The 15822-nt window shown below is 59.0% G+C and carries 17 protein-coding genes; 4 read left to right on the forward strand and 13 right to left on the reverse strand.

Translation table 11 applies throughout. From position 1 onward, the window contains the following. Positions 1-80: 80 nt before the first annotated feature. The 3 genes from nhaB to ACXX83_RS09550 form a co-directional block, all read right to left on the reverse strand. Complete coding sequence (gene nhaB, locus ACXX83_RS09540) at positions 81-1583, reverse strand: sodium/proton antiporter NhaB (RefSeq protein ID WP_458548240.1); 1503 nt, start codon at positions 1581-1583, stop codon at positions 81-83. Between the two features lie 78 nt (positions 1584-1661). Continuing rightward, complete coding sequence (locus ACXX83_RS09545) at positions 1662-2951, reverse strand: NHL repeat-containing protein (RefSeq protein WP_458548241.1); 1290 nt, start codon at positions 2949-2951, stop codon at positions 1662-1664. Between the two features lie 286 nt (positions 2952-3237). Next, complete coding sequence (locus ACXX83_RS09550; protein WP_217838308.1) at positions 3238-3504, reverse strand: hypothetical protein; 267 nt, start codon at positions 3502-3504, stop codon at positions 3238-3240. Between the two features lie 344 nt (positions 3505-3848). On the opposite strand from ACXX83_RS09550, the gene ACXX83_RS09555 reads away from it, so the two are divergent. Continuing rightward, positions 3849-5174, forward strand: a complete 1326-nt coding sequence (locus tag ACXX83_RS09555; RefSeq protein WP_217838309.1) for a sigma-54 dependent transcriptional regulator — start codon at positions 3849-3851, stop codon at positions 5172-5174. Between the two features lie 729 nt (positions 5175-5903). Here ACXX83_RS09555 and fapF read toward each other — a convergent pair. The 8 genes from fapF to pnuC all read right to left on the reverse strand — a co-directional run bounded on the left by fapF (position 5904) and on the right by pnuC (position 12181). After that, positions 5904-7211 (reverse strand): fibril amyloid transporter FapF, encoded by a 1308-nt coding sequence (gene fapF / locus ACXX83_RS09560; protein WP_458548243.1) that lies wholly within the window; start codon positions 7209-7211, stop codon positions 5904-5906. Between the two features lie 45 nt (positions 7212-7256). After that, positions 7257-8018, reverse strand: a complete 762-nt coding sequence (fapE, locus tag ACXX83_RS09565; protein ID WP_217838311.1) for a fibril amyloid subunit FapE — start codon at positions 8016-8018, stop codon at positions 7257-7259. Positions 8019-8044: 26 nt separating this feature from the next. Next, entirely contained in the window at positions 8045-8725 is a 681-nt protein-coding gene (gene fapD, locus ACXX83_RS09570; protein WP_217838312.1) for a fibril amyloid maturation endopeptidase FapD, read from the reverse strand. Positions 8726-8786: 61 nt separating this feature from the next. Beyond that, the gene (gene fapC, locus ACXX83_RS09575) at positions 8787-9623 is read right to left on the reverse strand and encodes an amyloid-like fimbrin subunit FapC (protein WP_458548245.1); all 837 of its coding nucleotides are present in this window, start codon (positions 9621-9623) and stop codon (positions 8787-8789) included. A 64-nt stretch (positions 9624-9687) separates the two neighbouring features. Further along, the gene (fapB, locus tag ACXX83_RS09580; protein WP_458548246.1) at positions 9688-10302 is read right to left on the reverse strand and encodes a fibril amyloid subunit FapB; all 615 of its coding nucleotides are present in this window, start codon (positions 10300-10302) and stop codon (positions 9688-9690) included. 1 nt (position 10303) lies between these two features. Beyond that, positions 10304-10741, reverse strand: coding sequence for a functional amyloid chaperone FapA (gene fapA, locus ACXX83_RS09585; RefSeq protein WP_496197741.1), 438 nt, complete (start codon positions 10739-10741; stop codon positions 10304-10306). A 355-nt stretch (positions 10742-11096) separates the two neighbouring features. Beyond that, the gene (locus tag ACXX83_RS09590; RefSeq protein ID WP_458548247.1) at positions 11097-11621 is read right to left on the reverse strand and encodes an AAA family ATPase; all 525 of its coding nucleotides are present in this window, start codon (positions 11619-11621) and stop codon (positions 11097-11099) included. Beyond that, on the reverse strand, positions 11618-12181 hold the full coding sequence (gene pnuC, locus ACXX83_RS09595) for a nicotinamide riboside transporter PnuC (protein ID WP_217838317.1): 564 nt from the start codon (positions 12179-12181) through the stop codon (positions 11618-11620). Before pnuC ends, ACXX83_RS09590 begins: the two co-directional genes overlap by 4 nt. Before the next feature lie 232 nt (positions 12182-12413). Here pnuC and ACXX83_RS09600 point away from each other — a divergent pair, with 232 nt between their 5' ends. Then, on the forward strand, positions 12414-13244 hold the full coding sequence (locus tag ACXX83_RS09600; RefSeq protein WP_015095003.1) for an undecaprenyl-diphosphate phosphatase: 831 nt from the start codon (positions 12414-12416) through the stop codon (positions 13242-13244). Beyond that, a complete protein-coding gene (locus ACXX83_RS09605) occupies positions 13241-13672 on the forward strand; it encodes a DUF1294 domain-containing protein (protein ID WP_458548249.1) in 432 nt (143 codons plus the stop codon). The genes ACXX83_RS09600 and ACXX83_RS09605 overlap by 4 nt, the downstream gene beginning before the upstream one ends. Positions 13673-13680: 8 nt before the next feature. Here the strand turns inward: ACXX83_RS09605 and ACXX83_RS09610 are convergent, their stop codons facing one another. Both ACXX83_RS09610 and ACXX83_RS09615 read right to left on the reverse strand, forming a co-directional pair. After that, a complete protein-coding gene (locus tag ACXX83_RS09610; RefSeq protein WP_015095005.1) occupies positions 13681-14040 on the reverse strand; it encodes an MmcQ/YjbR family DNA-binding protein in 360 nt (119 codons plus the stop codon). Further along, entirely contained in the window at positions 14037-14945 is a 909-nt protein-coding gene (locus ACXX83_RS09615) for a LysR substrate-binding domain-containing protein (RefSeq protein ID WP_458550174.1), read from the reverse strand. Before ACXX83_RS09615 ends, ACXX83_RS09610 begins: the two co-directional genes overlap by 4 nt. 131 nt (positions 14946-15076) lie before the next feature. On the opposite strand from ACXX83_RS09615, the gene ACXX83_RS09620 reads away from it, so the two are divergent. Further along, entirely contained in the window at positions 15077-15688 is a 612-nt protein-coding gene (locus tag ACXX83_RS09620) for an FMN-dependent NADH-azoreductase (protein WP_458548250.1), read from the forward strand. Positions 15689-15822 lie beyond the last annotated feature (134 nt).

The following is a 15822-nucleotide window of genomic DNA, read 5'->3' on the forward strand; positions in this document are numbered from 1 at the left end:
GCGAAAGCGGTCTGTCAGACACTTGGATGTGAATGTGCCGACGCCATCGCGAGCAAGATCGCTCCCACAGGGGCGGGGGATTACAGCCAGTAGCTCACCGCATACCACCCGAGCAAGCCCATGACCACGGTGTACGGCAACGCCATCCAGACCATCCGCCCGTAAGACAGACGCACCAGCGGTGCAATCGCCGAGGTCAGCAAGAACAGGAACGCTGCCTGGCCGTTGGGCGTCGCCACGCTCGGCAGGTTGGTGCCGGTGTTGATCGCAATGGCCAGTGTCTCGAAATGTTCGCGGGTCATCTCACCCGCCATGAATGCGCGCTTCACTTCGGTGATGTAAATAGTCGCGACGAACACATTGTCACTGATGGCTGACAGCAGGCCGTTGGCAATGAACAGCATGCCCGGTTGTTGGTCCGCCGGCAGTGCGAGTACCCATTGGATCAACGGCGAGAACAATTGCTGGTCGTGAATCACCGCGACCACGGCGAAAAACACCACCAACAAGGCGGTAAACGGCATGGCGTCCTTGAACGCGGTGCCGAGGCGGTGTTCGTCGGTGATGCCGGTAAACGCGGTGATCAACACGATCACCATCAAGCCGATCAAGCCCACTTCGGCGATGTGAAACGCCAGCCCGGCGATCAGAATCAATGCGGCAGCGCCTTGTACCACAAGCGCGGCACGTTGGCGGGCGGTGCGCTCGGCATTGTCTTCGGCGGCGTAGTTGGCCAGCACTGCACGGACGTTATCCGGCAGCAGCGTGCCGTATCCGAACCAGCGCAGCTTTTCCAGCAGGACGCATGTCACCAGGCCTGCAACCAGTACCGGCAGGGATACCGGTGCAACCTTGGTGAAGAATTCGTAGAAATGCCAACCCATTTCATGGCCGATCAGCAGGTTCTGCGGCTCGCCGACCAGCGTACACACACCGCCCAGTGCGGTGCCTACGGCACCGTGCATCAGCAGGCTGCGCAAAAAAGCGCGGAACTGTTCGAGATCGCCCTGATGCAGGGTCGGCAGATGTTTGTCGTCGCTGTACTCGCTGTCCTGGCGTGGGTCGTTACCCGAGGCGACGCGGTGATACACCGAGTAAAAGCCTACGGCGGCACTGATGATCACGGCGGTCACGGTCAAGGCATCGAGGAACGCCGAAAGGAAGGCCGACAAAAAGCAGAACATCAGGGCCAGCGCGGCCTTTGAACGAACCCCCAACAGCAGGCGCGAGAACAGATACAGCAGCAAGTCCTTCATGAAGTAGATACCGGCCACCATGAACATCAGCAGCAGGATCACCGGGAAGTTGTGCAGCAACTCGTCATACAGCGCCTGGGGCGTGGTCATCTTCAGCAGCAGGGCTTCGATCAACAACAGGCCGCCGGGCATCAGCGGATAACACTTGAGCGCCATGGCCAGGGTGAAGATGAACTCCAGCACCAGCAGCCAGCCGGCCGCCACCGGGCCAGCGGTCCACATTACCAGGGCATTGAGAATCAGAAAGCCGACGATGCAGGCCTTGTACCAACGGGGCGAATGCCCGAGAAAGTTGTGCGCGAACGCCTGGGCCATTGAACCGGACATCGGCTGCTCCTTGTTTTAAGAAGCGCGCAAGTTGCCGCAAGCGAGTGAGAAGATCAAGCGCAGGAAAAATGCATGTGCCTACCCGTGATAGCGAACGATGACCGCCTTGTAGTTTCCATGCAGTGAATAGCCGCCGACGACGATGTTTCCGTCGGCCTGCGCCGCGACACAGGTGGCGGTATCCAGGCTCGGGCCCAGGCGAGTTCGCGTATAGCCGCTGCCTTTGCCGAAACGGCGATCGGGAAGGCCGCTGGGCAGGTATCGCCCGACAATGAAGTCTGCTTCGATGCCGCCGATGGTTGCGCCCGCCGTCAGCACACCGCCATCGGGCAGTAACTGCGCGGTATTCCACTGGCAGCCGTTGTGGCCAATTACCAGACGCTGCGGCTGGCCGCCGTTGCAGTGGTTGTCGGGGCGGCCGTTGCTGTGCATCTTGAATGTCAGGCAGTGCATCGGTTCGCGACTGCTGCCAAAACACAAGACGTCGCCGTTGATTTGCTGGACCACCTGACTGACCCGGGCGCCATGCCCACGCGCCTTGAACGTCAGGAATCCATCCACGGCAAAACTGTCGTCGAGGCGGCCGTCGGCGTGGTAGCGCGCCAGCAAGCCTTCTTCAGGAAAGTTGATCGACCCACCCACCATAACCCGGCCGTCACCTTGTACCGTCAGGCTGCTGAGCCAGGTATTCATCAGCAGGTGCCGGACCACCACAAAGCCACGGCCATTGAACGAGCAGTCCAGCGAGCCTTCGACATCCAGTCGTATCAACAGGCCCACGTGATCGGCCTGTTCGAAGTGATGGTTGGCCAGGATCAGGATCCGGCCGTCTCGCTGTACGCCCACATCGCAGGCTTCAGCGCCCGGCACGCCGGGAGGCAGCCAGATATCGCGCATACCGAGTGACAGACCACCAGGCAATCGCACGACGCGGCGGCCATTATCGCCAAAGCTTCGAACCAGGCGCCCCTCTTGATCGAACAGTGCCAGACCCGGGAGCGTGCGGTGTGCGTTATCGTATTGCAGGCCGGCCAACAGGATATTGCCGTCGGGCATGACCAGTACCCTGGCGCCCATGGCTTCGAATCCGGGTTCGAATTGCCCGATGACGCTGCCTTGCCTGCCGAACGCAAGGTCTGCCGAACCATCCTCCAGCAAGCGGGCCAGGCCAAAGCGGCTGCCCTCGGCCATGGCGACCTTTGCCGCCACCAGCACACGGCCTCGGGCATCGATTGCGACGTCGTTGGCCATGCTGCAAAGGCTGTCGGCGAAATACACCTGGGTTTTACCGTTGCCTGCAAACGTCGTATCGAGAGCGCCGGCAGTGTTCCGGACGGCGGGGCGGGCAATGGCGGACTGGATTGGCATGAACCGCATCTCCTTGCGAGTCGTCCTTATCCAGAAGTTTGGGTGGCGACTTTATAAGGAGAACATTCAATCCCTGAATGGGGAGATGCACAACGGTATGAACTAACAGACGGAGAGTCGCTGTGTGCCACAACAGTGTCTTTTCGAACCAATGGCAAGCCTGCAAAGTATCAGGCACACAAAAGTTCAAACTAACGGGGCAATGAGTGCGTATGGGCGAGAACCATCAGCCCAACTAAAGGCGGGGGGGAGGGCGCGGATTACCCCGGAGTAATCCGCAAAACGATCAGTGCGGCATCGACCACGACTGCAGTGTGTAACCTTCCTCGCTCAATTCGGCGCGAGCCTGTTCCAGCAGCTGTTCGAGTTGTGCGGGATCGGAATAAGCACTGCTTGGGATCTGCTTGCGGCCAATGCTGGTGCTGGTGCGATCGATAACGGTCAGGCTGAGTTCGCCATTACCGTCTTGTGGAGCCCAGGCCACGCATTTGAATGGTTTGAATGCGCGGTCGGCAATCAGAAGTGCTTCGTTGATACGGAGCGGGGCGTTCATAGGATCTTCTCTCTGTATGCCCAATCAAGTGATGTGCCGTCGGTTGGGCTTACCGTTCGGCTGGTTACTTGTACTGATGCCCGCAACCGGGGTCCGGGTCACACACAATCAAAAGAAATTTCGACTTTATTTCATAGGCTCAAGAATGAGTCCGGCATTGAAAGCTGAATGAAAGGAAAGAGTCGTTAGGTAACTATCAAAGGCGCGCTTCTTATAACTGCATTTATTGCAGTCCTATAGTCAAACGGTACAAGGGGCTGTCAAGTTCTTGCTAACGTTACAGTCAGGTCCGCCAAATGATTGTTTTTAATAAATTTTCTAAAATTTGGCGCCAAGGAACAGTCATGAGCGATGTGCCAGCTTCACGACGTCTATTAGTGGTGGACCCCTGTGACGATTGCTATCGTCTGCTCCCTGGACTGCGCGAAATCGGTTGGGAGGTTGACAGCTGCACGCTGGAGCACGCCGCTGAGCGAACCTGTGACGTGGGCTTGATACGCCTGCAGCCGTATCACCTTGAGCACCCGGAGCCGGTCAAGGAGTTGATCAGCCGCAGTGGCGCAGAGTGGATAGCCGTACTCAACCAGGAAGTGCTGCGACTGAAAAATGTCGGCGACTTTGTCTGTGAATGGTTTTTTGACTTTCATACCTTGCCATTCGATGTGTCCAGGGTTCAGGTAACGCTGGGCCGGGCATTTGGCATGGTGCGGTTGCGTGGGCAGGGTACGGTGCATGTTGACCAGTCCGAGCACGAATTGCTCGGCGACAGTAAACCTGTGCGTGAACTGCGAAAACTGTTGAGTAAACTGGCCCCGACCGAATCTCCGGTATTGATTCGCGGTGAAAGCGGCACTGGCAAGGAATTGGTCGCACGAACCCTGCATCGCCTGTCCCAGCGTCACAGCAAACCCTTCATCGCGATCAATTGTGGTGCGATTCCCGAACACTTGATTCAGTCAGAGTTGTTCGGTCATGAGAAAGGCGCTTTTACCGGCGCACATCAACGCAAGGTCGGACGAATAGAAGCCGCTAACGGTGGCACTCTGTTTCTCGACGAGATCGGTGACCTGCCACTGGAGTTGCAGGCCAATCTGCTGCGGTTCCTCCAGGAAAAGCACATCGAGCGGGTGGGTGGCAGTCAGCCGATTCCGGTCGATGTGCGGGTGCTGGCGGCGACGAATGTCGACCTTGAAGCCGCTATCGCGAAGAAACGCTTTCGCGAAGACTTGTATTACCGCCTGAACGTACTGCAAGTGCTGACCGTTCCGCTGCGCGAGCGCCATGGCGACTTAGCGATGCTGGCCAATCACTTTTCCCATTTCTACAGCCGTGAAACCGGACGTCGCCCCCGCAGTTTCAGCGAAGACGCCTTGATTGCCATGGGCAAACACGACTGGCCAGGCAATGTGCGTGAACTGGCCAATCGCGTTCGTCGCGGACTGGTATTGGCCGAAGGCCGGCAGATCGAGGCCCGCGACCTGGGGTTGATCAGTCAACACGCAATTGCCGCGCCGATGGGCACCCTCGAAGAATACAAGACCCGGGCCGAACGCCAGGCGTTGTGCGATGTATTGAACCGTCACAGCGATAACCTGAGTGTCGCCGCCAAAGTATTGGGCGTGTCGCGCCCGACTTTCTACCGGTTGTTGCACAAGCATCAGATTCGTTGAACTCCTGCTTCAAACAAAAAGACCGCTGCAGTGGAAGTTGCTGGCGCGGCGCGCTTGAGTCCATCGCCAGCAGGCTGGCTCCTGCAGTTTCAACGTGGGCATGGCCCCCTGTGGGAGCTGGCTTGCCTGCGATGGTCGTTAACGATTACGCGTGTGACCTGGATGAACGCGGCGCACTGGAGTCCATCGCCAGCAGGCTGGCTCCTACAGTATCAGCGTGGGCAGGGTCTTTTGTGGGAGCTGGCTTGCCTGCGATGGTCGTTAACGATTACGCGTGTGACCTGGATGAACGCGGCGCACTGGAGTCCATCGCCAGCAGGCTGGCTCCTACAGTATCAGCGTGGGCAGGGTCTTTTGTGGGAGCTGGCTTGCCTGCGATGGTCGTTAACGATAACGCGTTTGATCTGGATGAACGCGGCGCATTCGAGTCCATCGCCAGCAGGCTGGCTCCTGCAGTTTCAACGTGGGCATGGCCCCCTGTGGGAGCTGGCTTGCCTGCGATGGTCGTTAACGATTACGCGTGTGACCTGGATGAACGCGGCGCATTCGAGTCCATCGCCAGCAGGCTGGCTCCTGCAGTTTCAACGTGGGCATGGCCCCCTGTGGGAGCTGGCTTGCCTGCGATGGTCGTTAACGATAACGCGTTTGATCTGGATGAACGCGGCGCATTCGAGTCCATCGCCAGCAAGCTGGCTCCTACAGTTTTCCTGGATTGCGTGAAGAGCCTGGTCAGAAGTAGTAAGGGAATTTCAGGCTGAACTGGAAGTCCGGGGCGTCGTCCGTCATGCCAATGGACAGGTTGGGTACGATGGTCAGGCGGTCGGTGGCCGCAATGGTCATGCCGATGTTGAAGTAACCGGCGTTGGCATCGCTGGACACCACCGACTGCCAATCCCCGCCATCTTCCTTGAGCTGGCTTTTGCGTTGCACCAGGTCGGAGACCGAGAACGACATGCTCATCTTTTCGTTCAAGGCGAACGCAATACCGGCGCCAATCTGGAAACTGTCACCAATGCGTACTTTGCCCGGCGTCTTGAGCGCCGGGTTGGAGCTGATGTCGTCGAAGGATTCTTCCAGGTTGTGCGTGTACGACAGGCTGCCGAACAGCACTGCCGGATCGAAGGTCTTGACCAGAGAGATCCCCGGCGTAATCGACCAGACGCCGTTACCGGTAGGCAAGGACTCAGGCACGGCCAGGTTGGAATTGGCGTCCACCCGAACCAGCTTGATGCCGAACGGGTCTTTGCCGGTGGGAGCCTTGACGCGCAAGGTCAACACGGCATCCGGCGTGTTGGCCGACTCGTCGAGGAATTTGTAGGCGATACCGAAGTTGACGTCACCAATGGCCGGGTCTTCCTTGACGGTGTCTTCGGTCGTGACGTTGGCGGCACCGCTATTGCCGCCACCGGACTGGTACGTGGACTGGCGGTAGACCACCGGCACGTTCAGGTCGAACTGCCAGCGATTGTTGAAGTTGTAGCGGCCGGTGAGGTCCAGCGTCCAGGTGTCAGCCTTGATCCGGTCCAGGTTGATGGCACCGAGAAAGATCGAGTCCAGGGCGAGAAAACCGTTGAGGACCAGTTGGCGGGTATCGTACCTGGAGTAGGTTATCCCGGTTTCGACGCTGAACTTGCCACCGCCGAAGAACCCGCTGGCCTCGTCATACAGGTTTGAAACGCTTTGCGCCGGTTGTGAGTCTTCGGCCAGCGATTGTCCATACGAACTGCCGCTGCCTCCGGCGGCCCCCCCTGAAGCCGCCGCGGCACCGGTGCCGGTGGCGACGTTTGGATTGCCCTTCAGGTCTGCTGGTGACTTGGCCAGGCGTTTGGGAGGGGGGGCAGCGGGCTGTTCTTCGACCTGGCGGACCCGTTGTTCGAGAACCGCCAGAGCTTTTTGCTGGACTTCGTATCGTTGTTTCAACTCCAGAAGCTCTCGTTTGAGAGCCTCCAGTTCCGGGTCAGGTGCTGCCTGCACCATCGCCACCGGGAGTAGAGAGCACAAGCATATAGCTGCACGCAGTGATACCGATCGGTACATGAAAAAGCCGTCCATTTGTGCCCAATGGTCGTGACTTAGCGTAGCTCAATACCCCAAGGTCCGTAATGCAGTGAGTTGGTTCAGGTTGTAGCCCAATGCACCAGCACTCGGGCTTTTATTGTCGAGCACGACGTTGAGTCGGGTCATGTTGTTGACCACATTGCTGCTGCCCAGCAACCGGGTGTCTTGCAGTAATCCGCCCTGGGCGACTTGTTGCAGGCTTGAGCCCTGGTTGTTGTTGGCGGTAATGGCCAGCTGAACACCGCCGCCGGTCGCGGACACGGCGACACTCCCTGCAGCATTGCTGCCGGTGATGGTTTGACCGGCTATCAGCGCCTGGCCCCGGCTAGGCACCGGCGCAGGGGCCGTACTGGCCTCTTTGACGTTGATGGCGATCTTGTTGTTTGAGCGGTTGCCATCGCCTGCAGCCCGTGTGACCTGGGTAATGCCCTGAGAGGTGCTCAGTCCGGCGCCACCCGTTACACGACCGGTGCCCGAGTTGGGCGAACCGCCTTTACCGCTGTGTTTGATGGTTGATACGTAGAACTCGGGCTTGACCGTTGCGGCTTGAAGACGCATCGAGGTGGTTGCCCCGATCAGATCACCACTGGCGTTGCGCCAGGTACTGCTCATGACAACACCGAAGCTGATGATCCGCCCCGGCATCACATACCGGCCACGCAACTCGGCCAGTTCCTGGTCCTTGATTTCGATGGGTCTGAACTCATCAGCAAAACCTGAAGTGGTCGCTGCCAGACAGGCAGTGACCACCCAATACGAGGTTTTCATTTGCTGCTCCCGGAGCATCCTGCCCCCTGTCATCTTATTGGCGATTAGAAGAAGTCGCTCTGTATGAAACCAAATTCCATCAATTCAGCATCTTTGACCGGGTTGAAATTATCCATCTTGTTCTTGGCAGTCAGCGGTTCCGGTGGACTGCGTAACGCATTGGTCTTGTCGTAACCGGGACCGATGATAGCGAAGACAATGCCATTCCAGCCTTTGACAAAGTCATCATGGGAGTAGCGTTTGTGACCGAGCACCGGGTCGCCGATGTAGACCCAGTTCTTGTCCGCCCGCTGCAACACCACGAAGTGCTTGTAGCCACGAGTTTCCATCAGTACTACCACCGGAATCGTCACGGCATCGAGTCGTTCAGGCGGGATCTTGTAACCCCGGGCGCGCATGCCGATGCTTTCTATGTAGCGCTTCATGTCCAGCATGGAAAAACCCTGGGTACGGACCAGATCCTGGTCGGCGAAGTCCAGCATGCCTTTGATGATGTACTCCTCATCGACGTCGAGCCAATAGGCCTGGCGCAGGATCGTTGCCAGCGCGGCGGCGCCGCAGCTGAAATCGGTTTTCTGTTCGACGATGTCGCTGAACTTGCGCTCACGCAAACTTTGTACGTGCTTGTACACCAGCACGCCGCCCGGCAGGGCGGCAACCGGCATCTGTGCAGCCTGGGTCAGGCCAGACAGGCACAGCAGAACGAAAAGGGCCGTCTTACGCATGGACGATACGCCTTCAAACCAAGGAAAAGCGCCGTCGCCGGGGCTTTCATGGCGGTCGCGATTATGGGCATGATTTACAGCCTGCGGCGATGGACAGCGAGTTGCTTTGCTGGTTGCCGACGCCGGACGATACGTTGGCTCCGCCGTTGCCGGAGAAGTTGTTCATCGAGCTCGTGATCGAAGCATTGTTGGTTACAGGAGGTCTCCAGCCTTCTGGCGTCATCACTTGTTGAGTGGTTATGCCGGACAGACCGAGTACACCCACGGGTACGAATTCAGTCCTGGCGTTGTTGGTGACGTTCAGCCCGGACGTGCTTTGGTTCGCCGCCGCCGCAGCTACCGCTACACGGCCGCCGGAAACGGCAATTGCCAGGTTGTTTTTCTGTTGGTTGAAGTCGCCGGTGGTCACGTTGATGCCGATGTTGCCGGAACCGCTGTTGCCCGCGTTATTGAGCGTTGTGTTGTTGGTGTTGGAGCGGTTCCTGGCGGTGTTGCCGGTGTTCCTCTGAGTCGCGCTGGAGACGGCGACCGCGCTGCCGAAGATGAAGGCTTCGTCAGCCGTGGCAAGGGCGGCGGCGTTGTCTTGCTGGTTGCCGTTACCGGCTGCAACGTTGGCGCCCATGTTGCCGTTGGAGTTGTTCAGGGAGTTATCGATTTTAGCGTCGTTTTGGGTGCCCCGGTTCACTACTCCGCTGTCACTGCTTTCCTGCGAGTCCAGCACGGCGGCCCCGGCGCCTGCGGTAATCTGCAGAATCTGTTCCAGCGACGGGCCATTAGGCTGTTGGTTGCTGCCTTGTCCATTGCCTTCGGGATCATCAACACCGGCTGCCTGGGCTGCGAATGCCATCACTGCTGCCAGGGCGAAAGCCAGTGGTTTGAGAGCAGTTGTCGGGTTCATGGTGATTCTCCGTGCTCATTAGTTGGTCAAGTGTTGATACTTCCCCATTCGCACTGTATCGGGGTCAGTCAGAGACCCGGATACTCAGGGTGTTAGCCATTCGATTCCCCACCCCGGCACTCTGGTTCACCTGGATCACGCCCCGGCTGCCGGTGAAGGCTTGGTCGCTTGTCACGACCTGGCGACTGCCGATTGGGGTGCCAGTTGCTCCCGAGCTCGGTAGCAACGCCACGTTCTGTTGAGAAAGAACACTATCGTCGATGGCTTGCGGTGCAGCGCCGATGCTGATGCGCAGGGCGTTGGCCATCTGGTTGTTCGCCCCGGCACTCTGGTTGACGCCCAGTACGCCGTTGCCATTACTGAAAGAGGTGCCACCGATATTGGCCGTCGCATCCATCGACGGATTGGCCGGCGTGGTGATGCTCTGCCTGACGCTGGTGGTCGCCCCGGTTTCGGTGCCAATGGCGATCGCGCGGACGTTGGCCTGCTGCTGTTGATCACCCGCCGCCTGGTTGACGCTGAAGTTGCCTCGGTATTGGGTACCGGAATCCAGAAGGGTGGCGTTGTTCACCGAACTGACGCCCGAATCGGCCATCACGCTGGTGCCGCCGAGCAGGGCAAGTAACAGGGCAGGTATCCGGGCAGGTAAAAGGGCAGTTAAAAGAAGGGAACGATCCATCTCATTGCCCCCCCGTGATTCTGCTCAGTGGGCTGAGGCCGCTGCTCATGGCGCGGTTGATGGTTCCGGAAATGGCGGCACCGCTGCCACCACCGTGGCCGACTGACATGCCGGGCAAACCGTTGGGGTTGGTGATGACATTCAGGCCGTGCATGCCGCCCGGGTTTTGCCCGAAGCTGTTATGAGGGGCCGTTCCGGTGGTTACCCCGGCGATGTCGGCGTCGCTGAGTTCGCCGGTGACGCGGGCAGAAGGGTTGGCGCTGATGGTGGCCGGGTTCGGATCCCTGCCGCCGCTGCGACCGATGAGCGTTGGGTGAACGGTACGGTCAAGCACGATGACACCGTTGCCTTCGGCTTGAACGTTTAAACTGAGAACAGTGCCCGCAGCGCTCGCGATCAGCAGGAGGCACATCAAGCCTTTTTTTTTGAATATCTCCACGACATTCATTCCTTCATTTGTAAGCTGGCCCCGGTCAGCTGTGTGAGGAATAGAGCGAAAGCTGTGCCGCCTTTTGAATATCGAGTTGATTCAATGGTTTACAGACTTGGTTCGGGAACCCTATGTCGAGGGTGTACCAAGGGTGAGACGAATCCCTGCGCAGGCAGCCCGTAATTGCCGACCAATCCCTCTGGAACAAGGGTTCTAGCGCTGTTGTAACAATGTCTTAACACATCCTGTGGGCAAACGATGAGGGGTGTTGAAACGGGTAGTTTCAGGCAGGGAGGTTGTTTCAGGATCGGACACTCCCCCCCCCACAGCAGGGGGAGGATGGGGAAAATGCCCCAAACGCCGGTCAGGCGCCGAGCAATCGGTTCACGGCGTTCAGTGCCTGGATTCGGCGTTCTGCCCAATCTCCGTGCAGCACTTGAACCGGTTGTGCGTGGCGTTCAAGCCAGGCCAGGGTCTGCTCGAAAAATGCCTGGCGCTCACTCAATCGGGGCTGGCAACGCTGGCCGTCATCCGTCCACTCGACGTGCTCCGGTGACAGCAGCAGGTGCAAATCGTAATGCCGGGCCAGTAGCGTTTGTTCAATCCAGGCGGGGCAATCGTCAAACAGGGTCTGGCTCCAGAGGATATTGCTCAGCAGGTGCGTGTCGAGGATGAGCAAAGGTGGCTGTTGCGCCCGCGCCTGGTCTTCCCATGCCAATTGACCGCGGGCGATGGGCGTAATGTCGGCCAACGTGGTGTCCCGCGGATTCTGCTCGATGAACCAGCGCACGTACTCGTCAACCAGCATTCCGCCGAAACGCTGTTGCAACTCGGCTGCCAACCAGCTTTTACCGCTGGATTCAGGACCTGTGAGGACCAGGACTTTCATGCGCGCAATGCCGGGTCGGCACGCCATTCGCGCCAGCCCTGTACGGCGATGACGGCGAACAACCCGTACAGGGTGGCGGTCAGGTACAGGTCCTTATAGACGAACAATCCGACGAATATCACATCCAAAGCGATCCACAACGGCCAGCACTGGACACGTTTTTGCGCCATCCAGACCTGCGCCACCAGGCTGAACCCGGTCAGTGCCGCATCAAGCCAGGGCTGTGCAGCGTCGGTCCAGTGGGCCATGGCCGCTCCCAGCGACAGACTGCCGACGGCACCAATGGCCAGGCTCAACACCACGGTTCGAGCGTCGAGACGACTGACTTCGCGACCATGGGTCGTGTCGCCAACCCGTGTCCACTGCCACCAGCCGTAAAGCTGCAAGGCGGCATACACGACTTGCAGCAGCATGTCGGAATACAGTTTCACTTCAAAAAAGATCCAACTGTAGAGCAGCACCATGACCAGGCCGATAGGCCAGCACCAGGGGTTCTGTTTGACCGTCAGCCAGACGGCAATGACACCGAGGGCGGCGGCAAACAGTTCAAGCCCGGACATGGAGATACCTTTGGGAAATCGAAGAGGGGCGGATTGTAACCGCCGATCGGACTTGTCTGATAGGATTTCGCCCCCCCGCACGGGTAAAGCTGATTCAAGGTGGTTTTTTCACAGGATTTTAACGGTTCTGTGGTGATCCTTGATGCGCGGGGACCTCAGCCAGGCTGATCGCAAAAAGCATTTGAAAAATATTATCGGGGCATGCCGGCGTGCATAGCCTTTTGGGGGATTGATGGATCTTTGGACCGCCTTTCAGGCATTGATTCTTGGGGTTGTAGAAGGACTTACCGAGTTCCTGCCCATTTCCAGTACCGGCCACCAGATCATCGTGGCCGACTTGCTCGGCTTCGGGGGCGAGCGGGCGATGGCGTTCAACATCATTATTCAGCTGGGTGCCATCCTGGCGGTGGTGTGGGAGTTTCGACGCAAGATCTTCGACGTGGTCATCGGTCTGCCAACCCAGCCGGGCGCCCGGCGGTTTACCGCAAACCTGTTGATCGCGTTCTTGCCGGCCGTGGTGTTGGGCGTGATCTTCGCCGACCTGATTCACCATTACCTGTTCAATCCGATCACCGTGGCAACGGCGCTGGTCGTGGGCGGGATCGTCATGTTGTGGGCCGAGCGCCGCCAGCATGAAGTACACGCCGAATCCGTGGATGACATCACCTGGAAAGATGCCTTGAAAGTCGGCTTCGCCCAATGCCTGGCGATGATTCCGGGCACTTCGCGTTCGGGCTCGACGATCATCGGCGGTTTGCTGTTCGGCCTGTCGCGCAAGACCGCTACCGAGTTCTCGTTCTTCCTGGCGATGCCCACCATGGTCGGCGCAGCGGTGTACTCGGGCTACAAGTACCGTGAACTGTTTGTCCCGGCGGATTTCCCGGTGTTCGCCGTCGGCTTCGTCACGGCGTTCATTTTTGCAATGATTGCGGTCCGCGGGCTGCTCAAGTTCATCGCCAACCATAGCTATGCAGCGTTTGCCTGGTATCGCATTGTGTTCGGCCTGATCATCCTGGCGACCTGGCAGTTCGGCTGGGTCGACTGGAGTGCGGTCAAGCCGTGAGTGACTCGCGCTCGCGCAACAACCCCGGACGCTCGTCCGGGGGACAGTTCCGCCATCCACGGCTGAAGTGGCTGTTGTTTGCAGTCCTGTGCACGTTGCCGCTGTCGGGTTCGCTGTCGTTATGGCTGCACGGGGAGTCGCTGATTCCCCTCGCGGCCTACGGCATCGTCAGCGTCGTGACGTTTTTCCTGTACTGGAGCGACAAGCGCAAGGCACGCGCCGAGCAATGGCGTACGCCGGAGAATGTCCTGCATGCGCTGGAGCTCGCCGGCGGCTGGCCCGGTGCATTGCTGGCCCAGCAGGCGTTTCGCCACAAAACCCGCAAAGTCTCGTACCAGTTGGTGTTCTGGATCATAGTGCTATTGCACCAGGTGTTCTGGATCGATCACCTGTTTCTCGGCGCACATGTGTTCGCCTTGACCTTTTAAACAAAGCCCTACAGTAGCAGTCCGACTTGAGTGCGCCTGGGCAGTCTGCTCACCACCAATTGGTGGGAGCGCTGCAGCAAGCCCTGCAATTCCTCGCTGCCGAGCGGGTAGGGCGTTTGCATGATGATCCACTGGGCCCGGGCCAGATACGGCGCCGGATGAATGCCCGGACGGTCGCAGTGACCGAGAAACAGATCCTTGTCGACCTTGAAGGCCAGGGAATCACCCCTCAGGCCCTGCAAGGCGAACATCTTGTTCCCTGCAATCGAAAACACCCGCACACCTCCCCATTTGTAATCTTCCCGGGCACCGGGCAGGGCGAGGCAGAACTTCGCGACATCCTCTTCGCTCATCCGTCCAGCTTTCATAACAATCGTTCCCCACAGGCATTGAAGGATTCGACCAAGTGGTCAATCCAGGCGCGTACCGCCGGCATCACTCCGCGTCGATGAGGATAGACCGCCTGCAGCCAGCCACCGGGCAGCGACCACTCGGGCAATAACTGCACCAGTGAGCCGTCTTCCAGCTCCTGTTCGCAATACATCATGGGCAGCATCGTAAAGCCCAGGCCGGAGAGGGTGCTGGCCTTGCGCACGATAAAGTCATCGATGCCCAGCCGGGCCTCGAGCGCGAGTTCACAACTCTTGCCGTTTTGATCCAGCAGGCGGATGTGCACCAGGCGGTCGGCTTCCAGGGCGCCGAGCACCGGCAGGCTTTTCAGATCTTCGGGGTGATTGATCTCACGACCTTTGAGGAAACCGGGGCTGGCGACCATCAGCATCTGCGCCTGACGCAGGCGGCGGGTGACCAGCAGCGGGTCTTCATCGCCTAGCTCCCGCACACGCAGGGCAACGTCAATGCCTTCGTTCACCAGGTCAACCCGGCGGTTAAGCAGCATGACCTCCAGCTGGACCTGAGGGAAGCGTTCGAGAAAGTCGCTGATCACCCCCGGTAGTATTTCGTGGGCCAACCCGACCGGGCAGGACACCCGCAAACGCCCTCGGGGTTCACTGGACATGCTGGCCACGGCCTCGTCGGCCATTTCCGCTTCCAGCAGCATCGCCTGGCAGTGCCTGAGGTAGCGTTCACCCACAGCGGTCAGTTTCAGCTGCCGCGTGGTGCGTTGCAGCAAACGTGCACCCAGGCGCTCTTCCAGTTCGGCGATGCGCCGCGACAGTCGGGACTTGGGGATGCCCAGCAAGCGTCCGGCTGCCGCGAATCCGCCGGCTTCCACGACTTTGGCGAAGTAATACAGGTCGTTGAGGTCTTGCATGATGTGCATCCGATTGTTCTATCTGTGGGACGAACTATCGCATTGTTGCCGACTAATCAGCTATTGGTTTCGTCTGTAGGATTAGTCCCATCAGATCGCCCTTGTGGGCGATCCTCACTTGGAGATCCCACATGAAACTGCTGCATATCGATTCGAGCATCCTGGGCGACAACTCCGCTTCCCGTCAGTTGAGCGGTGAAGTCGTCAAGGCCTGGCAAGCCGCCGAGCCGACCGCCGTAGTGACCTACCGCGACCTGGCCGCTGACGCCATCAGCCATTTCTCTTCCACTACCCTGGTCGCCGCCGGCACCACCGCTGAACTGCGAAACGCCGCACAACAGCACGAAGCCGAACTGAGCGCCTCGACCCTGGCCGAATTCCTGGCCGCCGATGCCGTGGTGATTGCCGCACCGATGTACAACTTCACCATCCCGACTCAGTTGAAGGCCTGGATCGATCGCATCGCCGTAGCCGGCCAGACCTTCCGCTACACCGAAGCCGGCCCTGAAGGCCTGTGCGGCGGCAAGAAAGTGGTGGTCGTTTCGACTTCCGGCGGCATGCACGCCGGTCAGGCAACCGGTGTTGCCCACGAAGAATATTTGAAGTTGCTGTTCGGCTTCATCGGTATCACCGACATCGAAATCGTCCGCGCCGAAGGCCTGGCTTACGGTGACGACGTACGCAGCAAAGCCATGAGCGCTGCTCACGCGCAAATCAGCGAGCAGTTGTTCGCCGCTGCGTAAGGCCTGTGTAAAAGTTCGCAACCGTTCAGGTAAAGCCCAAAAAACTCTGTATTCTGGCTACGCAAGTACCAGCTACGGAGTTTTTTGTTTCTGGTCGTTTCGGAGGGTGGCCCGACTTATGCTGTTCGGGGTGT

It is taken from the genome of Pseudomonas sp. GNP012 (assembly GCF_054343835.1).